This window comes from Butyrivibrio sp. AD3002 (assembly GCF_000420905.1).
Classification (GTDB): Bacteria; Bacillota; Clostridia; order Lachnospirales; family Lachnospiraceae; genus Butyrivibrio.
Genome location: NZ_ATVV01000012.1, coordinates 99,397 through 122,551, shown reverse-complemented (window position 1 = coordinate 122,551; position 23,155 = coordinate 99,397). Strand labels below are relative to the sequence as shown.

Sequence of the window (23,155 nt, the reverse complement as noted above, 5' to 3'; positions counted from 1 at the left end):
TGGGGGCGCTCGACGTCCGGGGTTGCTACTCGTCCGGGGGACGAGTGCTTAGCAACGACCGGAGTGGAACGTAGACCGTCGGTTCAGCGCGGACCGAAGCGGAGCGAAGACAGGTGTCTGCGAAGCAGACGGATGAGGGGAAAAAAATGACACGAATCCTTATCGCCGACGACGAACGTCCGGCACGCAGCGAACTGCGTTTCCTGCTTGAAAAAATAATAAGACAGCTAAACCGTCCCGATGCCGAGATCCACGAAGTGGGCAGCGGAGCAGCAGTTCTGGAGCTGACAGAAAAAGTGAATTTTGATGTCTGTTTTCTTGACATTGAGCTCGGGGACATGAAGGGAACAGAGCTTGCTGAGAAAATCCGAAAGAAAACACCGGATGCCGCAATTGTATTTGTGACGGCTTATGAAACCTATGCCCTGAATGCCTTTGAACTTGATGCCATTGACTATGTCATGAAACCCTTTGACGAGGTGCGCATAAGGAAAGCTGTCGAGAAACTCATGCAAAGAAAAGTCGCGGTAAAAAAGATGCCGGGGCCCTTTGCACTTCCGGCGGGAGATCACATGGAAGTGGTTATGGCTGACAGCATCAGTTATATTGAGGCGGTACACAAGGGAGCCAAGGTCCACTGCCATAAGAGCGTATACTTTACAGGAGATCCTCTTATTGAATGGGAGAAGAAGCTTTCCTCTGCAGGCGACCAGTTTGTCAGGGTTCACAAAAGCTTTATAGTAAACTTAAATGCCTGTGAAGCCCTTGTGCCCGATTACAATAACGGATATGCATGCAAGCTTAAGGATTGCGGTGAGGAGACTATTCCTATAAGCCGCAATATGATCCATGAGATAAAAACTCATTTTGGAGTCTGAATATATAACTGATTTTTATAAGCATATACATTTTAGTACCCATTTTTTGCATTTGAATCCCGGAGCATTGCTTCGGGATTTTCTGCGACTATACTTAAAAGTAGGGAAGAAATGTCTTTCACTAAAGTATAGGAGGGGATTCATATGATCAGCTTTTTGGTATGTTTGTGTGTTTTGGTAGCAGGTTATTTTATCTACGGCGGCATTGTTGAAAAAGTATATGGGCCGGATGACAGACAGACTCCGGCAGTAAGAATCAATGATGGTGTAGACTTTGTTGTAATGCCGAGATGGAAACTATTTTTGATTCAGCTCCTTAACATCGCAGGTCTCGGACCAATCTACGGTGCTCTTGCAGGAGCTCAGTGGGGAACATCCGTATTCCTCTGGATTACCCTCGGAACCTTACTTGCAGGTGGTGTACATGACTTCTCGGTAGGTTTCATGAGTATGCGTCATGACGGCGCAAGCGTATCTGAGCTTACAGGTATGTACCTTGGAAACATTATGAAAACCATCATGCGTGTTTTCAGCGTAGTACTGCTTGTAATGGTTGGTACTGTTTTCGCAGTAGGCCCGGCCGGACTTATTTCACTTCTTATTGGTAATCAGGGAGGTTCAGGACTTCTTACGAACACAACCTTCTGGCTTGCTCTTATCCTTGTTTATTACTTTATCGCAACCTTCGTTCCGATCGATAAGATCATCGGTAAGCTTTATCCCGTATTCGGTATCTGCCTTATAGTTATGGCAGTTGGTGTTGGCATTGGTATTTTCACACATGGATATACAATCCCTGAGATCGAATTATCCAATCTTCATCCCAGCAGCACACCTATATGGCCAATGATGTTCGTATCTGTTGCCTGCGGCGCTATTTCAGGATTCCATGCAACCCAGTCACCTCTGATGGCTCGCTGCTGCAAGACTGAAAAAGAAAGCCATATGGTATTCTACGGAGCAATGGTATGTGAAGGTATAATCGCCCTGGTTTGGGCTGCAGCAGGCAGTGCAGTTTATGCAAGAACCGGCGGCCTTACAGCAGGTCTTACAGAAATGCTTGGAAATGGCCAGGCAGCATGCGTATATGATATCTGCACAAAGACAATGGGCGGCTTTGGTATAGTTCTTGCAATGCTCGGTGTTATCGCTTGTCCTATCACATCAGGCGACACAGCTTTCCGTTCAGCAAGACTTGTTATTTCAGACTGGTTCAAGGTAGATCAGAAGCCTTATATGAAGAGACTTATCCTCTGTGTACCGCTTCTTCTTGCAGGCGCATTTATCAGCCAGCTTAACTACAATGTCATCTGGAGATACTTCAGCTGGTCGAATCAGACACTTGCTATGATAGCTCTTTGGACAGCATCAATGTACTTGTACAGAAATTCCAAGAACTACTGGATTACAGCAGTTCCCGCAACCTTCATGTCCGCAGTATCCGTTACATATTTCTTCTGCGCACCTGAGTGTCTGCACCTGTCGACAATGATCGCTTATCCTGTTGGAATTATCGCAGCGATTGCATTCCTTGGACTTTTCATCGTAAGCACAAGAAAGCCGGTGGTGAACGACGAAAAAAAAGATGATCACCATCAGCACTTACACACAGCCTGACAGCAGGTGGTGATTTACAGGCAAACTAAAACGGGAGCTTCGGCTCCCGTTTTTAATTGCCTTCCCCCTCTGGGGGCGCTCGACGTCCGGGGGACGTCGGTTCAGCGCGGACCGAAGCGGAGCGAAGACAGGTGGCACGAAGTGCCGGATGAGGTTTTTTTTTAATTACTTTCAGTTAAGGCTTCAACGATTTTCGTGTAAGCCGGCTTAGGCTGGTAATACTTGTCAAAGAGCCTTGAGTTGGTTGTATCGCCCTCACGGTAATGATCGACAAGACCAAACACGGTGACATTGGTTATGTTTGCTGGACCGCCGTTGTCACTGTCAAGTCTGCAGAGCATTTTGAAAATGCGACCGTATTTATCAGCCTGTCTGTTAAACTGAGAGTCGGTTTCATCATCGACTCCCACTGAGAGTTCTGTTATCTGAATCTCAAGACCGAGCTCGGAGAATTTGCGGATTGCAGATTCTATAACGGCATCCGAAGGATAATCGATGCCCCAGTAACCCTGCATTCCAATGCCGTCTATCAGTCCTTTTTCTTTCAGAGATTCACAAAGCGTATAAATACCTTCAGTTTTGGGCGCCTGATAGGTATTGTAGTCATTGTAGAAAAGCTTAACATCATCTGCGACATATTTTCTTGCGTAGGTAAATGCCATTTCTACGTAGTCCTGGCCGATAGTCTTGTACCATGGATTATCGGCGTTTTCTATTTTGGTTCTGCACATGAAAGCACTGTCAGAGTCTGCGCTGTCGGGATCGACTGCCTCATTTACAACATCCCAGCAGTAAACAACTCCGGGATATTCATCCTGAACATGAGTTACTAGCTGGCGGATATAACTCTCCATTCTAAGGAGCATGGTATCCTTGGAAACATATTCGCCGTCATCTGTGTAACCCTCTCTGAAAAACCACTCAGGAGCCTGGGTGTGCCACACGAGGGTATGTCCTCGCATCTTCATGCCATTTTGCTTACACCAGGAAAGCGTGGGATCTATGGACATAAATGAAAGAGCAGGCTCTTCATTTCCCTCTTCCAGGTTTTTCTGTGATCCGACCTGATCCAGTATGTAGCAGCTTTTCATCAGGTTTGTCATTGTGCAGCTGTTAAAATGCTTCTTGGAAAGCTCCATATACTGCGGAATGTTTAAGGTCTGATTGTCCAAAGTACTTCCGTTTATACCCACACCGATAGTGAAATAGTTTGAGCACAGATCCTTTAAAATCGCGTCATCCGTAGGTGCGGATTCTTCCTCAGTATCGTCTGTCTCTGTGGAAACCTCACTAACTGCTGTTCCGTTTGTGGTAGGATTGGTATTTCTTCCACAACCACTGAGCGATGAGATAATAAGGGCACTCATCAACAGAACACAAATGCAATTTTTTCTCTTCATCTTAATTCCCTCACATAATATTGATTTTTGTATTCTCTACTATAAATGAACATGGCTGTACTATCTAACCATTAGTTGCCATGATATACGTTTATATTGCGGGAACGATTAACGCCAAACGGCAAAAGGTAAACATTTTATCCACGAAACCGTAAAAGCGAATTATAATGATTTTAATAAATCAAAAAAAGTCGAGGGGTTTATATGATAATTGCTAAGTATTTCGTGGAGTTCCTGTTCTACAGCTTTCTGGGCTGGGTGTGGGAATCAATTTATTGCACAGCCAAGGAGAAGAAGTGGGCGGACAGAGGCTTTTTGTTTGGGCCGGTGTGTCCGATCTACGGCTCATGCGTTGTGGTAACATCAGTAGTTTTCAGCTATTTCAAGGTGCTTTCTTCGCCTGATTTTCCTATATGGGGCATATTTATTATCTGTATGCTCGGAAGTGCTGTTGCCGAGTTTGCGACTTCCTGGGTACTTGAAAAAAGATTCCACGCCAGATGGTGGGATTACAGTACGATGCCTCTAAACATTCAGGGGCGCATATGCGTACCGGTAAGTATTGCGTTTGGAATAGCCGGAGTTTTGATAGTAAAATTCCTGATCCCTGTTGTGGAAGGTTTGCACTCTGTGGCCAATCCTCATATCTATGAGGTTCTGGCAATAGTTCTTGCAATGGTATTCGGAGCAGACTTTGCTCTCACCGAGGCCAGCCTTTCAGCACTTTTGAAGGATGTTGAGAGGATGCACGAGGAATTCAACATTCGAGCCCAGACCAATTATGAGAAGATGGCCTCAGCTTCCAAAGCTATTGAGCAGAGAATTACGGAAGAGCGCGCGGCGGCCGAACTGCGGGTGGAAGCGCTCTCAAAGGCTTATGTTGAACAGCTCTCTTTGAACCAGAGACGAATACTTCTTGGAATAGAGAGCTTTACATCCAGGAAAAACGAAGAACTTGCGAATCTGAAACTGAAGAATAAGTTCGCGCAGGACCTTAAAAACAAGGTAAGAGAGCGCAGGTCAAAAAAATAATCATCCGGTATTTACAAAATTAAATATGTGTAATAAAATATAACCGACAGCTTGTCGGTTATATTTCATAGAAAATTCCTATGAAATAAAAAAGTATCAGGTAGAATTGGAAGATGAGAATAGTTAAAAGTGCTGAAGAGAGAAAAAATGAAATACTGGATGTTGCAGAGCAGCTCTTTGCCGAAAAAGGCTACGATAATGCAAGTACAAATGATATCATAGCCAGGATCGGAATTGCCCGAGGCACCCTGTATCATCATTTTGGATCAAAAGAAGAGATACTTGATGCGATAATTGACAGGATGACCCGGGAGGGTATAGCCAGAGCTGCTATAATTGTTGGCAGCAAAGATATGTCGATTGATGCGAGGCTGGTGGGAGCCCTCGCTGCACTAAATGTGCAGAGCAATGTCAAGGATGAAGTCATGGAGCAGATTCATAAACCTCAGAATGCTCTATTACACCAGAAGATGCAGGAGAAGCTGCTTGGCGGTGTGGTTCCTCTGATGACAAAGCTCATAGAAGAAGGAATTTCAGAGGGGCTGTTTAATACTTCATATCCAAGCGAAGCGTCTGAGATGATAATGCTTTATGCAAATACCGCTTTTGATGAAAACGAGAACTTATCACCGGAGCAAAGGATAAATAAAGGAAAAGCATTTATTTATCACGCTGAGAGAATCCTTGGGGCAAAGCAAGGGAGTATGCAGGAATCGCTTATGAGATTCTTTTAGAATTTACAAGGGACTTACAAAGGTGAGTCCCATATATTTGAAACTTTGACCGACAATCTGTCGGTAAGGGCGAGGTGAAAAATGTATAAGAGACTTTTACTTAATGATTTAAAAAAGAATAAGCTTTCTGCTATGGCTACCTGTATCTTCATGGCCGTAAATGCAACGCTTTTGGGACTGTCGATACTTCTGTTTGCCAGTCTGTCAGGTGCCATAGATTCTCTTATGCGCGTTGCGATAACTCCTGATTTTTTGCAGATGCATACCGGAGAAATAGATGAAGAGGAGCTGAGAGTTTTTTCACAAAACAGAAGCGATGTCCGGAATTGGCAGGTATGCAAATTCCTGAATTTATCAAACAGTATGCTGCGTATCAGCGATAAAACCTTTGACACAAACATGCAGGATAACGGCCTTTGTTATCAGAGTGAGGAATTCGATTATCTTGTGGATACGGATAACAAGCGCCTAGAGCCCAAGGATGGGGAGGCCTATGTGCCTGTCTGCTACAGAGATGAGTATGAAGTAAAAGTGGGAGATGTTCTGAGTATCGGCTCAGAGGAACTCACTGTCGCAGGATTTCTAAGGGATTCTCAGATGAATTCTGCCATGGCTTCATCTAAGAGATTTCTGATAAGTAGAGCTGACTATGAGCGCCTGAGACCGATGGGAAGTGAGGAGTATTTGATTGAATACAAGCTTTTGGCCGGAAATGATATCAATGCTTTTGCTACAGCCTATAAGGATGCGAATCTCCCTGATAACGGCCCTACGATCACATATCCTCTTATCAGAATGATGAATGCTCTTTCGGACGGCTTAATGATCCTTATTATTCTGCTAGTCAGTGTGGTGGTGCTTTTTATATCAATGCTTTGTATCAGATGCATGCTACTGACTCAGCTTGAAAAGGATAAAACCGAAATAGGTATGCTTAAGGCAATCGGAGTGTCACGAAGAGGAATTCACACTTTATATATGCGCAAATACATGATTCTTTCCGTGTTTGGATGTATCTTCGGAAGCTTACTCGCGGTAGTGATATCGGACCCTCTTTCGGCCCAGATGAAAGCTCTGTACGGAGATGCAGGAGGGATGGGGAAAATCGGTATCCTGATGATCATAGGAGAGTTTTTTGTTCAGGTTATTATCCTTTTGTATGTGAGACTGACACTTTCCAAAACCGAGAAAGCATCTGCTGTTTTAGTCATGAACGGACAGGGGAGTTTCGGGAAAAAGAAGAACCTATGGATTCCGATTGGAATAATAACCGCATTCTCGGTTTTTATGATAATGATACCCCTAAATATCAAGAGTACCCTGTGTGCACCCGATTTTGTTACCTATATGGGAATTGGCAAGAGCCAGATTCGCATAGATATAAGGCAGACAGGTGGGGGTGATAACCCGGAAGAACAGCTTCAAAGGAAAATCGGGACAGATGCTAGGGTTAGCGACTTTGTGCTGATGCAGACAAAATCCTATAAGACAGTGATGCCGGATGGGGGCTCCTACAATCTTCTTATTGAAAACGGCGACCACGGGAAGTTTCCGGTAAGTTACAGCAAGGGGACTTTTCCTTCAAAAGCGGATGAGATAGCGCTCTCCGTACTAAATGCGGAGGAGATGAAAGTGGATGTTGGAGACACCATCAAGGTTTTTACCGATAAAGACGGGAAAGCGGATTCGGAGATATCCTGCAAAGTATGCGGTATTTACTCTGATGTGACAAACGGAGGGAAAACAGCGAAGGCGTGTATGCTTTCCGATAATGATAATCTTCCCGTGATGTGGAGCATCATATATGTCTCCTTAAAGGATGGACAGCCTTTGAAGGAATGGACAGAAGAATATCGAAGCGCTTTTGCAAATTCGGGTGAGGGCATTAAGGTGACTCTCATCAGCGAGTATCTGGACGGAGTGTACGGTCAGACCATTGAAAATATAAAACGCACTTCTGCTGTTGTTATGATATTTGCCTGCCTCGTTCTTTTTGTTGTAATTCTTTTGATGCTGCGTCTGCTCATCTGGAGAGAAAGAGGAAGTAACTCTTTTAAAAAAGCGCTTGGATTTACGAGTGGTGAGATCAGAAAGGAATATCTAAAGAAAGCTGCAGCGGTTCTTGTTATAGGGATAGTGCTTGGAATCATAGCAGGAGCATTTCCGGGAGAGGGGCTGGCAGGAGCAGTGCTTGGGATGATGGGAGCGAAAGGGTTTCGCTTTATCATGGATCCGGTCTATGTAGGAGCGGTTGTTCCCATGCTGATTGTGATTACAGTTTTGGCTGCGGCCTTCACAGCACTTCTGGAGATAAAAAATATTCGGGCAAACGAGTGCCTGGGGGCCGGACAAGGAAGGTGAGGTGTTGATGGAGAAAATATTAAAGGTTAAAAATTTGAGGAAAGGTGCAATTCTAAACGGCATAAGCTTTGAAGTTCTGCCCGGTGAGCTCATAGCAATTATGGGGCCATCGGGTTCAGGGAAATCAACGCTTTTATACAGCGTGTCCGGCATGGATACAGTAGATGGCGGAGAGATTTTATTTTGCGGGAAAAACGTAGAAGCATTAAGCGAAGATGAGAGAGCAGAGCTTCGGCTAAATCACATGGGGTTTGTGTTTCAGCAGATGAACAGCCTTTCAAATCTTAATATTGAGGATAATATAGTTTTTCCGGCAGTTCATTCTGATAAGAAAAACAGCAAGGCTCATTATGGTAAAGCTAGATTTCTTATGGAAAAATTCCACATAGAAGATCTGGCAATGCGAAGTGTGAATGAAGTCTCCGGGGGACAGCTTCAAAGGGCATGCATATGCAGAAGCATGATAATGGAGCCGGAGATCATTTTTGCGGATGAGCCCACGGGAGCTTTGAACCAGTCTGCGTCAGCGGAAGTTATGGAGGCGTTTATAAAGGTCAATCAGGATGGGACGACAATTCTGATGGTGACCCATGACAGCAAGGTTGCGGGTATATGTGACAGGATACTGTACATTCTCGATGGCGAGATAAAGGGCGAGCTTAAGCTTGGAAAATATAAAGCGGAAAATAGAAAAGAAAGAGAGCAGGAGACAGCTGTGTGGCTGGAAAGTATGGGGTGGTAAATATGGAAAAAAAGAGTAATTTCGGAAAATTCTTACTTTTATGGGCAGGTGAACTTATATCATCTGTGGGCGGTGGACTCACAAGTTTTGGACTTGGAGTATATATTTTCAGACAGACGGGAAGTGCCGGGAGCATGGCAATGGTCACATTGCTTGGATTTCTTCCAACACTGCTGCTCTCAGTTCCCGCAGGAGCGCTGGCAGATCGCTACGACAGACGGCTTCTCATGATGATAGGCGACGGGTGTTCAGCTCTCGGCGTAGCCTATATCCTGTTTTGCATGATGAGAGGAGAAGCATCGCTTTTGCAGATATGTATCGGAGTTTTTGCAAGCGCATGTTTCTCGGCACTTCTTGAACCTTCATTTCGTGCTACAATTACCGATCTTTTGACCAAGGAAGAATTCTCGAAAGCCAGCGGCCTTGTGTCGCTGGCGGGAAGTGCGAGATATTTACTTTCGCCGATAATAGCAGGTTTCCTTCTATCGATAAGCGATGTAAAACTACTTCTTGGGATTGATATATGCACATTTTTCCTGACAGTAATAAGTGCAGCGGTAGTAAGACGCGGTATCGGCGCTAAGGAGATAGAGAAGAAAGAACCACTCCTTCAAAGCGTGAAAGAGGGCTGGAATATTCTCTGTGAAAAAAGAGGAGTTTTGACATTGGTAGCTATATCTTCCGTAATTACACTTTTTATGGGAGTGCTTCAGATACTTGCGGAGCCGCTCATCCTGTCAATTGCTGATGCCAAAACTCTGGGTGTGTCTGAGACTGTCTGCGCCTGCGGAATGCTTGTAAGCGGAGTGTTCCTGGGCATAAAAGGAATAAAGGGATATTATGTCAAAACGCTTGGAACAGCCCTGATCTTTGCGGGAGCCTTTATGTTTGGATTCGGGCTTTGGGAGAATATTTTTATTATATGTATCTTCGGATTCCTGTTTTTTGCCACTCTTCCTTTTGCGAACAATTGCCTCGATTATCTTGTGAGAACCAATGTGCCTGATGGCGCGCAGGGAAGAGTGTGGGGGCTTATCGGTTTCATTTCCCAGATAGGATATGTTGTCGCCTACGGTGTTTCAGGAACAGCTGCAGATTTGCTTGGGCAAATCGACGGTCGGGGCGTTGGAAGAGGAGCCGCTCTGGTTATTCTTATTGCGGGAGTATGTCTCTCCCTGGCATCGGTATCCGTTCTTATGTCCGGAGATATACGAACCCTGGAGAATAGTTGAATATTTTTTTATATAGATTTTAGATACTGTTCATAACATATTGATTTAACTTATGTATTACTGATATTACATTGAATGGTTTGCATGGTATTATTTATGAAATAAAGAATAAGGATGCATGCTGTGTAAGCTTTACATCAGATACTGGCTACGTTCTTGAATTTACTTTTGCACCCATGTCCGATGAGGGATATAGTGCTGTAGTAGCCTGCATGATTGCCTCAATATCAGAACAATAATATAATAAGGACATCGAAAGCCTCGATATTGCTATCGAGGCTTTCATTTTTACTAGATGAAGGGACTAAAAATGACTAAAGCTGTTATATTTGACATGTTTGAAACGCTCGTTTCAATGTTTTCCGGAGATACTTATTTTAGCGAAGACATGGCGGCAGACTTAAAAATCGAGGTCGATACTTTCAAAAATGCATGGCATTCCACAGAACATGACAGAAGCTGCGGAAACTGCACAATAGAGGAAGGGATAAAAACAACCCTTGAAATGCTGGGGGCTTACAGTGAGAAATCCGTAAAGCTTCTTGCAGATAAGCGAAGGAAGACCCTGGAAGGGATATTTGAACGAACTCCCGCGGAAACCATAGTTCTTTTGAAGGAGCTTAAGAAACGCGGCATAAAGATTGGTCTTATAAGCAACTGTTATTCTGATGAAGCTGATGTTATTAGAAAAAGCTCTATTTTCCCATATTTAGATGCAGCAATGCTCTCATATGAGCAGGGAACATGTAAGCCTGAGCATGAAATATATGAAAAAGCAATGGAAAAGTTAGGCGTTACTGCTGAGGAATGCCTGTATGTCGGAGATGGTGGATCAAAAGAGCTTTTTGCTGCCAGAGACCTTGGAATGAAATGCCTTCAGGCACAGTATTTTGCTGATCTGGCTTTTGAGCCACATGTTCCATGCTACAAGCTTGATGAATTTGAACATGCATATGCGCAGGATGATGTTTTGAAGATTATTGAAAAATTGTGTGTGATTCGTTGATGGGAATAATGAATAGCATTATACTATATATGAACAGAAAAGTTATGTCGGGCGCAGCTCCTGGCTTCTCCGCTGCGGAGACGTTAAATATGAGCAGAATAAATATAGCTGCATAATTAAAGGGTTCTGGTGACAGAACCCTTTAATTATGCAAAAAGGTGGAAAATGTTTAGTTGGGATGAATTAAAAGAATTAACTATCAAAGAATAGAATAATTACATTATAGAAAACTGAAAAATATCATTACATAGACCAGCAAAGGTCGGAGACGTCCGATACTTACTGGTCTATTTTTATGTCCAAAATCAGGTGCACATTCTGTGATGGATACGCACCGAATACAATTATCATAATATGGAGCATTTGTTAACGAATACGTATGATATATTTGGTTATAAGGTTTAAGGCAGATGAATAATTTCTGCTGTAACAGAATCATTTCAGAAATGAAAAAGGTCGTTTCGTGATGAGATCATAGTTTTTCTTATGTATTTATGATACGAATAACTTGGAGGATTATTGCCTTATGAAGATAGCAGTATGTGATGATGAAGAAAAAATAAGAAACATAATAATGTCGGAGCTGAAATCATCATTTCCGGATGATGAGATTATAAGCTTTGGTATAGGAGAAGATGTGCTGAGATCTGTTGAACAAGATGGTTATATGCCGAATATTATTCTCCTGGATATTATGATGCCCGGCGTGTCCGGAATGGATGTCGCCAGGAAACTTCGTGATATTAGTGATGATGTTGTTATCATTTTTATAACAGGTGAAAAGCAATATGTATTTGATGCTTTTGATGTGAGAGCTTTCCATTTTCTTGTAAAGCCATTCTCAAATGAAAAGTTGATAAGCGTGATAAAGGCTGCAAAAGAGGAAATAGCCAAAGCTACATTAAAGCCTCAAAAGAAGTATGTGATGTTGAACTCACGAGGCAGTCATATAAGACTATGCGCTTCTGACATTATATTTGCAGAAGTGTATGGGGCCAGGATAATCGTACACACAAGAACCGATGAAATTGAGTATTATGGACATCTTTCAGAACTGGAAAAGCTTGTAGGTGATGGCTTTTTCAGGACTCATAGAGGGTATCTTGTAAATTTGCGATTCGTAAAGAAGTATGATGCAGGAAAGTGCTATATGTCTAAGGGGGAAGCACTTATTTCAAAACAAAACTATAAGGTTTTTGTAAAAGCTTTGATAGATTACAACAAAAAGAGAGCGGAGTAAGCAGCTTTTCCATAATTTATAGAGGTTAAGAGAATAAATGATTACAGAAGCTATGTGGGATCAGGTAAATCAGATATCAATGATTGCAAATGTATTGTTAAATGCAGTACTTGTGTCAGTATTTTACATACCATTTATGAGAAAAAGAGTACGTGCTGTTATACTCGGAGCGGTTTATGCAATGGCGATGTCTATACTATATTTTGCTACCATAAATTTTTCGGGTGTGACTGCTTATGCTCTTGGCTGTGCTGCAGTATGTATTATCTCCGCTATAACGGAGAGGATAAATATACCGCAGAAAATTTTTTTATCAATAACTATGTATTTGCTTTTGTGGATATCAATGGAACTGGCAATCTTACCATGGAACTTAATATGTTCTGTGACATTTTTGAATCCTAAAGTGATAGGGGATTTACAGCAGATTATGCTTTATGGCTTGGCACAAGCTATTCATGCTGTAATAAGATGTGCTTTGTTGGTTATAGGAATACATCTGATTAAAACGATGTACAGCCGTAAAAAAGAACTTATGGAATGGAGAGAATTAGCTTTTTTATCAGCAACGTACATAACAATAATAGTATCTTACTGGATATGTACATTTATGGAAGAAGCTTTTGAAAAAGCTTCGGGTGAATATTTCTGGAATAGATATCCTGTATATCATGAAATGCGTGCATTATTTGGTGTGGTAGCTTTTCTCACTATGATTGCAGTGATCTATTTTTATCAAAAGATTAAGACTTCTGAGGAAGAAGTACTGCAAAACTCTCTTGTAAACAGTCAGATTGACGAGTTGTCAGGGCATGTTCATTCAATGGAGAAAGTTTATTCAGATATTCGTGGGATAAGGCATGATACTAATAACCATATCATGGTACTTGGTAATCTAATAAAAGAAAACAATAGTGATCAGGCTTTACAATACTTACATGACTGGTCTGAGGATTTTCATGCTGTAGATATAAATGCAAAGACCGGAAATCCTGTCACTGATATAGTGATTTCAGAGAAGCGGAGACAGGCTGAGGACGTTGGAATACGATTTGTAGATGATTTTCACTATCCGAAAGAAGGTAAAGTGGAATCCATAGATGTGGGCGTTATCCTGAATAATGCTCTTTCAAATGCTATAAGGGCTGCAGAAAACCTGGATAAATCTTTCGTGGAGATAAAATCCTGGCGTAGTGGTGATATGTTCATGATCCAAGTCAAGAACAGCTATAACGGACTGTTGCGGTCTTCTGATGAGAACGGACTTATGGAAACATCGAAGACAGATCGTGATAAGCATGGTTTTGGCTTGAAAAATATGCGAAGGATCACAGAAAAGTATTATGGAACTACCCAGCTTGAACAGGAGGGAGACGTGGTTATATTCACTGCAATGATGGTTATTTGAGTCCATTCATGATTGAAAAAGGTCGTTTCATGAAAAATCTATAAGTTTTTTTTATTAACTTTCCGAAGCCTTTGGTAGAGCTGAGAGGACTTGGCGAAGTATTTTTGAGCCTAGTCCGAACGTGTTCTGGCGAACGAAGTGAGATCAGAACTTCCATTATTTAATACAAGGAGGTGTGTGTAATGGCTTTAACAAATGTTATGACTCAGTCTCTTATATCTGCCAGTACATCCATGAAACAGATACAGCTTCAGCAGGGAGTGAAAAAGCAGATGGATGGTAAGGCCGGTGTTTTGGATGCTGAGATCAAGAGAGATGAGGCATCCGGCGCGGATACCACAAAAAAGAAAGAAGAACTGGCTGAAACTCAGAAAAGATCTGAAGACATAGCAAATAACAATATGGAGCAGATTGCTGAGACTAATAAGGAAATGCAGAAAGCCAGGGAAGCTGATGCGACCCTGCAGAAAGAGAATGAAAGAGCTGAAGCAGCGCGTGAAAAGAAGAGAGCTGAGAGAAGGTGGCAGGAACAGCATCTTCAGGAGGCTGCATCAGAAAGAAGAGCGGAAGAAGCAGACAGAGTTGCAAATGCACAAGCAAGGGCATCCGGATTCTCAGACGAAGAAAATGCAAAGGCACAGCAGATCGATGTCGGTGGCGTGAAAGTTTCCGTTGTTTCAGAGTCCACGCACAATACAAAGGTTCCGCATATTGATGAAAAGATTGCAAAATCAACAGGAACAGAGGTGTCTGCAGCAGAAGGCGTCAGTGTGAGTATTGATGTAAAGACCTGACTTAGATTTTTAAATTAAGAAATCAAGCTAAGTACTCACGGAAGAGTATGGGGTTATGCAAGGATGGCAACTTATAAAATATACAGTAAATGAGGATCGTTATACCCTTTGCATCACCCTATATGCAGATAGTGTATTTGGTGTAGATGTATGTATTATGGGCAGAATGATCCTTTTTGTTGCACTTGGCGGATTTGCTAACACATGTGTTGCTCTAAGCACATAAAGAACATGTGCTAAGACCAACAGCAAGTAAGACTGTATGCGTAGCGAAGCAAGGATGCTAGTCGCACTTAGCGAACTTGTGAGCTTAGTAAGACTGTATGCGGAACGAAGTGGAGAAGGCGGTAGGCTATGTATGGATATGAGTTACAAATTAGAGGAAATACTGAATATTACTATAAACGCCTATATGACCTTAATGGTAATCATGTAGGGACTATCTCTATGTCCAGGCCAAGGAAAACGGGTAACAGCTCAAAAAAGAAGAAGCCGGCAATGTATAGCTTCAAGCAGGTTTCAGCACAGGTCTTAAGTGCCAAGACTTCCGCAAAAGCTGCTCAGGTTTCTATCGGGATCAGGATGAAAATCGGGAACCTACAGAAAAAGCTGAAAACCGGAGAGTACGATGATGAAGAGATTTTAAGAGCAATCCTGCATGCAGAAATGGTCCAGCGTGCCTGTGAGAAGAAAAAGAAAAACCTGAAGATGGAAGAAACTGCTGAACAGAACATGAACGAAGAATTGCCTTCTGAACAGGAAAATCCGTTAGAAAATGATCAGTCTGATGAAGAAATAAAGGAACTTGAACAGGAAGAATTCGAAGCCCTTATGGAAAAGCTGGAAATGTCTGCTGAGGAGATGTATGAAGAGGCTGAGGAAACGGCTCAGCTTGATCAGGAGCTAGATGAGATGGCCGAAGCACTCTCAGGGTCCATGGAGCTACAGGATCTTGAACAGCTAAAGGCTAAACACAGATCTGATGAAGCAAGGGATATCATGAAGGCTGACTTAAAATATCTAAAGGCAATGTTTGAACGGCTTCAGGCAGAAAAAGAGAATTTGGGGAAATCGTCAGTTTCATCAGGTTTTGATAGTGGAGTATCGCTATCACTTGGTGGAGATGATATGCCCGTGATGGTACAGGATGCAGGCATGACAGAAGTAGGTGGAATGGTCGATGCAGAAATATGACTTTTAGGAGGGATTTGTTATGAGTACAGGATTAGTAGGAAACATTCAAAATACTGATTATTCAGTGCTGAACACAGAAAACTATAGCACTGAAAACGGAAAGAAAACTGATAGTGTTCAGGAAGTAGCAAACGAGAATAAAGAGTCTGCTGCAGTTTACGAGAAGACAGCTGAAAAGACAAGTGAAAAGGATGCAGGTTTATATAGCATAAATAAGAAGTCACCTGCAGACAGAGCTGCAATAGTTCAGCAGATGAAACAGGCTGAAGAGGACCAGAGGAACAAGCTTCTGGAAATTGTCAGGAAAACATTGGAAGGCCAGGTTTCAGCTTTTGGAAAGGCAACAGATGACAGCTTTTGGAAAAAACTGGCTGGTGGGAATTTCAAGGTTGATGCAGCAACTAAGGCTCAGGCACAAAAGGATATTTCTGAAGATGGATACTATGGCGTAAAGCAGACTTCTCAGAGACTTTTTGACTTTGCATCAGCTCTTGCAGGAGATGATGTAGAGAAAATGAAAAAGATGCAGAAAGCTATGGAAAAGGGATTTAATTTGGCTACTGGTGCATGGGGGAGAGATCTTCCATCTATATGTAATGAAACATTGAAAGCTGCAAACAAACTTTTTGATAATTACTACAAGTCCAAGGAAGAAGAGACTGCAGCTACTACAGCAAATGCTACAGAGCAATGACATTTTGGAGGGGCTGTATATGAACATAAACGTACAGGGCTTAAATTTGTTTAATAATTTTTCTTCCAAAGCTGAGCAGAACCGAATGGAGAGGCAGCAAAAACGTGATAATCAGATTGCGTTTATCGAGAACCAAAAGCATAATCTGAAAAATATTCAGTCTGAGTCCATTGAAGATATCAAGAAAAAGCTTCAAATGATTGAAGACTATGATAATCAGATAGCTGCGGTTAAAGCGGAATACAACCATGAACAGGTATTTCATATGCTTGACGAGGCATGGGAGACCGGAGAGAAGATTGCTGAAGCAGCTGAGAAAGCAGCACCCAAGACACCCGAAGAGCGCAAAGAAGAGCTTATCGAAGAAGCAACCGGAGTGGAGAAGAGCGATGGACTTCTTGCGGATGTCATGGATGAATTTGAGGATATCGCTGATGAAATGGAAGAGATGGAAGAATCCATTGAGGAGATTGAAGAGAACCTTGAAGAAATGGATGAAAACATGGAATCAGTTGAATCTGTTGAAGATATACCAGAGGAAGATAAGCTGATTGCCGAAGAAATGGAAAATGATCAAAGCATAGATGGGAAGACTTTTACAGAACAGCAGAGGATGGAAGAACTAATGATGCACAGAAAAAGGATAGACATTAAGGTCTGAGACCTGGAATATGATGGATACAAGCTCTTTCATGAAATTATCAACTTTCATAAAAAGATTGCATCCAAAGTGAAGCAAAGGAGGGCAAGGAGATGTCAACGATAAGAGACTCATTAAGTGGTAGTTATTATGATAAATCTGATTATGATTTCAGCGATTATAATCAGAATGCAAGCTCTTTTTTATCGGGGCTAAATATAAATACCAGCACAAGTGCAACAAGCCCTTTTAGTGTTTCTGATTATGCTATGCTCCGAAATGGCTCGTACAAAAAGCTTGTGAAAGCATACTATGCCAAGCAGAAAGCAGAAAATGCTGCTGCAGGTAAGGACTCATCTACAAAGCTTACTTCTATGGCAAGTAATGCAGGAACATTGACGAAAGCTGCGCAGAATCTGATGAAGGACTCTCTTTGGCAAAAAAAGCAGAAGACTACTAAAAATGAGGAAACAGGTGAAGAGACAGTAACTGAAGAGTACGATTGGGATAGCATTGGCAAGGCTGTTAAGAGCTTTGTGGATAGTTACAATCGAACATTGGATGGCGCTGCAGAGTCAAACACCAAAGATGTGCTACGTTCTGCTACATGGATGATTAAAACAACTGAAGTAAATGAGGACCTATTAAACAAGGTGGGCATAAGTGTAGGAGCCAATAATAAGCTTGAAGTGGATGAGGATAAGCTTAAGAGTTCAGATATAAAAACACTAAAGACACTTTTCACCGGGTATAATTCGTTTGCATCAAAGATGAGTGACAAAGGAAGAGCCATTACTAATGCTGCAGCAAGAGGTGGCGGAACATATAATAGCCAGGGAAGATATTCGGATGCACTTTCATCACTGTTGCCTTCAACTGTTGATAAGAAGGAGTAATGTCCACTCATGACATAAAACCGACCATTCATAACATTGCTCTATAGAGAGCGTTGACATAATGTTATGATTAAATAAGTTGGAATTCAAAAGGCTTACATGAAAAATCATGCTAAGCTTTTTGTTATGTTTATAGAGATAACTTAGTTGTTAGCGGTGTTATGATTGTTAGTTTTGAATGATATGGATGTAATTGCCAACAAAACGGAAAGTAGGTTCGCATCTTATGGGAAAAATGTGTTTTGCAATCTGTGATGATGAAAAAGCAGTACGAGAATTACTTTACGGATGGCTTTCCGGAAGTGTGTATAACGCGGAAATAAAGGAGTATTCATCAGCTGAAGACCTCATAAAGGACATAGATTCAGGAACAAAAATAGATGTGCTTTTTCTTGATATAGCTATGGGTGGTACTGATGGAATTGAGGCAGCCAAAACTCTGGGGGAAAGAATTGAAGAAAGTGGCCGCAGTATCAGGGCTTCAAGACCACTTATCATATTTGTTACCGGTATTCCCGACAGAATGGGAGATGCTTTTGGTGTAAGGGCTTACGGTTATCTTCTTAAACCAATATCTAAGGCCGCATTTGAGTCTGAACTTCGAAGAGCAGTGGAAGAACTGAAAAAAATGGATGCCCAGATGATATGTGAAGCTACATATGAAGAGGATGCAGGGGAACAGTACACAACTATCCAGACAGGTGGAATAACAATACAGATAGTCATCAAGGATATTTTATATGTAGAAAGTAATGGCCGGAAAACTACTGTACATCTCAAAGGCAAAAACTATGAAGTGTATAAAAGAATGTCAGAATTTGAAGATGAACTGGGAAAAGAGTTTTTCAGAATACATAGAGGATATCTTGTGAATTTGAACCATATCAGAGGGTACACAAGGACAGAAGCCATTATGGACAGCGGAGATTCTGTAATTATTTCCAAATATAAATATGCAGATTTTGTTAAAGCATATATGGATCATATTTTGTGACGAGGTACATGGTTTATATGTCAGAAGTGCAAATTAAGATAATAGAAGAATTTTATGGAGTATCAATAATTCTGATACGAGGCATCTTTTTGTATTTTTTTATGGGCCTGTTTATAAAAAAAGAGGTCTTGAACAGGGGAAAGAGGATTGTGTTATCAGCAGTAATTACGATTGAGGCATTATGCCTGTATTCTCTTCCTTTCCCTGTAAAAGGGCTATTTACCGTAATAAGTGTTCTGACAATCGCAGCAATATTTTATTTTTATGACAAAAAAGCAATGCCACACATGATCTTTGTGTTTTTCCTCTGGCAGAACGTATATTATGTCTGGCATTTGACTAATACAGCAGCTTCTAATTCAATAACAGACATGGTCATAGGAAGTATAGATTATTCGCTGGAAGGAGCGATAGAAGAACTGTGGCTCAGGATGTTTTTGCTGATGCTTGCTCAAGTAATATTTATGACTGTCATGGTGTGGGGAGAATTTTTATTAATAAAAAGGATTTGTCCAGAACAGTATGATATGACCTGGACAGAAGCAGTCTATCTTTCAATCTACTCTGCGGTATCATATTTTATTTCATACATGATTGTAGATGTCATGGTTGTTCCGCTACAAAATGAAGTATTTGTTTTGCTGGACGAAAAGAGAAGTCTTAGATATACTCTGCCAATTCTTACAGTGCTTATCTTTATAGGTGAATTATCAGCCATAGCAACCTGGCAGCGGTATAGGCGCTTAAAGGAAGAAGACCTTTTGCTTCAGGAACAGGTGCAGGAGCAGGAGTTTCTGAGAAAAAAGATAGAATTTACTGAAAAACATCACGATCAGATCAGGACTCTGCGTCATGATATGGCAGGAAAGCTGATGATTTTAAAGAGTTTTATCGAGAATAATCGCTATCAGGATGCAAGTGATTTTTTAAGTGAAATGGATATAGAGCTGAATGCCAGTGGGGTGAAATATTCTACAGGTAATCCGGTTACTGATGTTGTAATAAATGAAGCGGCAACTCAGGCAGAAAAGCAGGGATGTACCTTTGAGTGTGAGTTTTCTTACCCTGAGGATAAGAGTATCAGTGCTATGGATATGGCTATTGTACTCAATAACCTTTTAGATAATGCATTGGAAGCGGTGGCATTGGTGTCGGAAAAAGAACGATTTATTAAGATGTACGGGACTTCAAAAGATAACTTTTATCTGATAAAAGCAGAAAATTCCTATGATGGAACTGTTATACGGGACAAAGATAGCTCAATAGTTAGCAGGAAAAAGGAAAAAACAGATAATGGGCAGCATGGTATTGGGCTAAAAAGTGTAAAAAACATCGCAGAAAAATATCTCGGCGGAGTCAAAGTGGAGACTGGAAATAATACTTTTATCGTTACGGTAATGCTGCAGTCAAAAGAAAAATGACTATTCATTACATTAAACTGTCCGTTCGTTACAATCCTATTTAATTGTCTCATTTCATGGACGATACTTGAAATAGCAAAGGAAAAAGCTCCTTATGAGGAGGTGATCGCATGAATTTTGGGATGGATTATGTAGGCGCGCTAATGAGCAGGATCGGTGGTGCCGGCTCAGTTTGGAGTGGCTATGGAACGGGATCCGTAAGAAACAGTGGAAGACAACAGCTTACCAAAGGTCAGGCTGTTGCGCAGGCAAGCTATGCGGATACTTTTATGAAAATGTCCAGGGCAGAAAGACGGGAGGCTGTTGAATCAGGTACTCGTATAAATACTGGAATTTCTTCATCAGGCAGATATGGAAACACTGGAAATATCCGATCGACTGGAAACAGCAATCTGTATAACAAGCTTTATGGTAGTTCTGCCAGAGCAAACAGTTCTGTGCTTGAGGGCGGTGTAAAGGCTGAGGCAGCCGGGAAGACACTTGGCAGCGATTATATCTACAGTGATAAAAATACTGATGAGCTGTATAACAGTGCAAAGAATCTTGTTGATGGATATAATGACATTGTTTCTCAGGCAAAGAACAGCACAGCTACAATTATCGGAACCAGAGCTACTGCCATGAAAAATGATGCTGCCGGCAATAAAAATGCTCTTAGTGAAATTGGTATCAGCTATAACAGCAAAAATGGAACACTAAGCATTGATGAAAAGAAATTTAAGGCAGCTGATAAGGATAAAGTCAAAAACCTGCTTGGACGGGAAGGTTCATTTGGTCAGAGAATCCGTTCTAATTCTACACTGATTCAGAGTGTGGCTGCGACAGCTGTAAGGAATAGTACAACCAGTGCTTATGGCAGCAATGGATTGTATGGGACCAACAGCCTTTATGGATTGATGAGTAGTTATGGGGTAGGAAGCAGCTATGGGCTTACCGGGAACTATGGACTTTCATCATTTTTAGGAAACTGGCTGGCATAAGGAAAAATTACATAGATTAAAGCTACGGAAAGCGCTTTTGTTCGAGGGATCTTTTTTGAACGAAGGTGCTTTTTTGTGCTTCGGCAGTATCTGGAGGAAATATATATGCGAATTGATCAGAGTGAGATAAACAGTACAGCGTCAAGATATTATGATAAACAGTACGGCCAAACGGGAAAAGGCAGCAACATGGGATTTGTTGGTCTTGTCGATAAAACAACAGAGAAGGAAATGACAACATATGAAGCTAAGGGAACAGTCAAAACTACAGATGGTAGAAGTATTGATGTTGATATGAACGCCTCTATGGAACGATGCAAAGTGTCAGAAGTTTTTGTACCGATGGCTTCTCCGCTAGATGCGCTGTTTGATCCACTTATCATAAATACAGGATCAGACACTGCAGGGCTTAGTGATAAGAAATTCAAATTTGACCTGGATGCTGATGGAAAAGAGGATGAGATATCTACGCTTGGTGAAGGAAGCGGATTCCTGGCACTGGATAAAAATGGAGATGGCAAGATTAACGATGGAAATGAGCTTTTTGGAGCGAAAAGTGGTGATGGCTTCAAGGATCTTGCAGAATATGACATAGATGGAAATGGATGGATAGATGAAAATGATGAGGTTTTTGATCAGCTCAAAGTGTGGTACAAGGCTGAAAACGGCGATGAGTTAAAGAGTCTTAAGGATGCAGGTGTCGGAGCGATTTTCCTTGGAGCAGAAGAAACAGAATTCAGAATGGATGGTGCAGATCAGGTTCTTGACGGAAAGATCCGGAAAACAGGCATGTTCCTAAAAGAGAATGGGGGAGCAGGGACTATCCAGCATGTGGATATGGCTATAAAAGGACACGAGGCTGAACTATTATCGGATGAAGAAAAGCTTGATCAGTTAATGGAACAGATAAGAAACCAGAGTACTCAGAATCGACAGAGAAACAATAATAATACTAACGCTCAGAGGAGAGCTCAAAGAGCTGCCAGACAAAAGAAGCAGATCGAAGAGTATTACAAGAAAAAGGATTATCAGAAACAATTGACTGAGGAAGCTATTGAGCGTCGGGAAATGCTGGAGGAGCGAAATAAACTTGCCTGACAATTGATAATAGTAATCCATCAATGACAGTAGAAGAAGTTTCTGAGTATTCCAATATAGGAATAAACAGAATAAGGGAATTATGTAAAGATCCGTTAAACAAGATTTCCTTTCAGGTAGGCAGAAAAATATTGATTAAAAGAGAAGCATTTGACGAGTATTTGAATAACGTGGAGCTCATTTGACGGAGGCTGATATGGTTGAAAAAATGGGTGTTCTATGTTATTTTTATACACGCGTGAAGATGCTTCTTTTAATATGAAGGACAGGGCTTGAGAGAGAAGTTTGCATGAAGGACTTGATATTTGTTAACTTTCGTACAGGTGAGCCAATTAAGAATTCTACTTACGATACCAACCTATATAAGATATGTGACAAGGCAGGAATAAAACCTTTTTGTATGCACGCATTAAGACACACATTTGCAACCAGATGTATTGAGAGAGGAGTCAATCCGAAATCTCTTCAAAAGATTTTGGGACATGCTCAGCTATCCACTACGATGGATACTTATGTACATGTGACTGATGATTCTTTACTTCTTGCAATTAAACAGTTTGAGGCTGCTGATAAGCCTTAATTATTTTTTGCAAAAAATTTGGGAAGTAAAAAAATAATCAAAACTTATCATTTCTGGTGTAAAATGGTGTAGATTTTATAGTAATAATGTTAAGAAATCCCTTAAATAAGGGAAAAAGGAGATAAAAGATGAAACTAGGAATCGTTATTTGAACGCCTTTTTCATATATCTCCATATAAAACATTAAATCTATTCAAAGCTGCATAAATACTTC

The 23,155-nt window shown here is 41.4% G+C and carries 23 protein-coding genes; 22 read left to right on the top strand and 1 reads right to left on the bottom strand.

Features of this window, described 5'->3' with window-relative positions:
- The first annotated feature begins 146 nt into the window (after positions 1–146).
- Complete coding sequence (locus G596_RS0110060; RefSeq protein WP_022761717.1) at positions 147–878, top strand: LytR/AlgR family response regulator transcription factor; 732 nt, start codon at positions 147–149, stop codon at positions 876–878.
- Positions 879–1,022: 144 nt separating this feature from the next.
- The gene (locus tag G596_RS21735; protein WP_022761716.1) at positions 1,023–2,495 is read left to right on the top strand and encodes a carbon starvation CstA family protein; all 1,473 of its coding nucleotides are present in this window, start codon (positions 1,023–1,025) and stop codon (positions 2,493–2,495) included.
- A 161-nt stretch (positions 2,496–2,656) separates the two neighbouring features.
- Here the strand turns inward: G596_RS21735 and G596_RS21730 are convergent, their stop codons facing one another.
- Entirely contained in the window at positions 2,657–3,895 is a 1,239-nt protein-coding gene (locus G596_RS21730; RefSeq protein WP_022761715.1) for an endo-1,4-beta-xylanase, read from the bottom strand.
- A 204-nt stretch (positions 3,896–4,099) separates the two neighbouring features.
- Between G596_RS21730 and G596_RS0110045 the strand changes: the two genes are divergently transcribed.
- The 20 genes from G596_RS0110045 to G596_RS0109950 all read left to right on the top strand — a co-directional run bounded on the left by G596_RS0110045 (position 4,100) and on the right by G596_RS0109950 (position 22,941).
- The gene (locus G596_RS0110045; protein WP_022761714.1) at positions 4,100–4,927 is read left to right on the top strand and encodes a putative ABC transporter permease; all 828 of its coding nucleotides are present in this window, start codon (positions 4,100–4,102) and stop codon (positions 4,925–4,927) included.
- A gap of 113 nt (positions 4,928–5,040) precedes the next feature.
- Complete coding sequence (locus tag G596_RS0110040) at positions 5,041–5,661, top strand: TetR/AcrR family transcriptional regulator (protein WP_022761713.1); 621 nt, start codon at positions 5,041–5,043, stop codon at positions 5,659–5,661.
- A gap of 81 nt (positions 5,662–5,742) precedes the next feature.
- Positions 5,743–8,022: an ABC transporter permease gene (locus G596_RS21725; protein ID WP_022761712.1), complete on the top strand. Its 2,280-nt coding sequence runs from the start codon at positions 5,743–5,745 to the stop codon at positions 8,020–8,022.
- Positions 8,023–8,029: 7 nt separating this feature from the next.
- The gene (locus tag G596_RS0110030; RefSeq protein ID WP_022761711.1) at positions 8,030–8,764 is read left to right on the top strand and encodes an ABC transporter ATP-binding protein; all 735 of its coding nucleotides are present in this window, start codon (positions 8,030–8,032) and stop codon (positions 8,762–8,764) included.
- Between the two features lie 2 nt (positions 8,765–8,766).
- Entirely contained in the window at positions 8,767–9,996 is a 1,230-nt protein-coding gene (locus G596_RS0110025; protein WP_026671284.1) for an MFS transporter, read from the top strand.
- A gap of 310 nt (positions 9,997–10,306) precedes the next feature.
- Positions 10,307–11,002, top strand: a complete 696-nt coding sequence (locus G596_RS0110020; RefSeq protein WP_026671283.1) for an HAD family hydrolase — start codon at positions 10,307–10,309, stop codon at positions 11,000–11,002.
- A gap of 526 nt (positions 11,003–11,528) precedes the next feature.
- Complete coding sequence (locus tag G596_RS0110015) at positions 11,529–12,242, top strand: LytR/AlgR family response regulator transcription factor (RefSeq protein ID WP_022761708.1); 714 nt, start codon at positions 11,529–11,531, stop codon at positions 12,240–12,242.
- Positions 12,243–12,279: 37 nt separating this feature from the next.
- Positions 12,280–13,650 (top strand): sensor histidine kinase, encoded by a 1,371-nt coding sequence (locus G596_RS0110010; protein WP_022761707.1) that lies wholly within the window; start codon positions 12,280–12,282, stop codon positions 13,648–13,650.
- 182 nt (positions 13,651–13,832) lie between these two features.
- Positions 13,833–14,444 (top strand): hypothetical protein, encoded by a 612-nt coding sequence (locus G596_RS0110005; RefSeq protein WP_022761706.1) that lies wholly within the window; start codon positions 13,833–13,835, stop codon positions 14,442–14,444.
- Between the two features lie 55 nt (positions 14,445–14,499).
- Complete coding sequence (locus tag G596_RS24785) at positions 14,500–14,670, top strand: hypothetical protein (RefSeq protein ID WP_022761705.1); 171 nt, start codon at positions 14,500–14,502, stop codon at positions 14,668–14,670.
- A gap of 128 nt (positions 14,671–14,798) precedes the next feature.
- A complete protein-coding gene (locus G596_RS0109990; RefSeq protein ID WP_155829238.1) occupies positions 14,799–15,638 on the top strand; it encodes a hypothetical protein in 840 nt (279 codons plus the stop codon).
- A 19-nt stretch (positions 15,639–15,657) separates the two neighbouring features.
- Complete coding sequence (locus tag G596_RS0109985) at positions 15,658–16,332, top strand: hypothetical protein (protein WP_022761702.1); 675 nt, start codon at positions 15,658–15,660, stop codon at positions 16,330–16,332.
- Positions 16,333–16,351: 19 nt separating this feature from the next.
- Positions 16,352–16,993: a hypothetical protein gene (locus G596_RS21720; RefSeq protein WP_022761701.1), complete on the top strand. Its 642-nt coding sequence runs from the start codon at positions 16,352–16,354 to the stop codon at positions 16,991–16,993.
- Positions 16,994–17,085: 92 nt separating this feature from the next.
- On the top strand, positions 17,086–17,868 hold the full coding sequence (locus G596_RS25515; RefSeq protein WP_022761700.1) for a hypothetical protein: 783 nt from the start codon (positions 17,086–17,088) through the stop codon (positions 17,866–17,868).
- Between the two features lie 226 nt (positions 17,869–18,094).
- On the top strand, positions 18,095–18,862 hold the full coding sequence (locus G596_RS0109970; protein WP_022761699.1) for a LytR/AlgR family response regulator transcription factor: 768 nt from the start codon (positions 18,095–18,097) through the stop codon (positions 18,860–18,862).
- A 149-nt stretch (positions 18,863–19,011) separates the two neighbouring features.
- Positions 19,012–20,283 (top strand): sensor histidine kinase, encoded by a 1,272-nt coding sequence (locus tag G596_RS23770; protein WP_196805215.1) that lies wholly within the window; start codon positions 19,012–19,014, stop codon positions 20,281–20,283.
- 110 nt (positions 20,284–20,393) lie between these two features.
- Positions 20,394–21,263 (top strand): flagellar filament capping protein FliD, encoded by an 870-nt coding sequence (gene fliD / locus G596_RS0109960; protein ID WP_022761697.1) that lies wholly within the window; start codon positions 20,394–20,396, stop codon positions 21,261–21,263.
- 105 nt (positions 21,264–21,368) lie between these two features.
- Positions 21,369–22,361, top strand: coding sequence for a hypothetical protein (locus G596_RS23765; RefSeq protein ID WP_022761696.1), 993 nt, complete (start codon positions 21,369–21,371; stop codon positions 22,359–22,361).
- 23 nt (positions 22,362–22,384) lie between these two features.
- On the top strand, positions 22,385–22,546 hold the full coding sequence (locus tag G596_RS24400) for an excisionase (RefSeq protein ID WP_081646717.1): 162 nt from the start codon (positions 22,385–22,387) through the stop codon (positions 22,544–22,546).
- A 104-nt stretch (positions 22,547–22,650) separates the two neighbouring features.
- A complete protein-coding gene (locus G596_RS0109950; RefSeq protein ID WP_022761695.1) occupies positions 22,651–22,941 on the top strand; it encodes a tyrosine-type recombinase/integrase in 291 nt (96 codons plus the stop codon).
- The last annotated feature ends 214 nt before the right edge of the window (positions 22,942–23,155 follow it).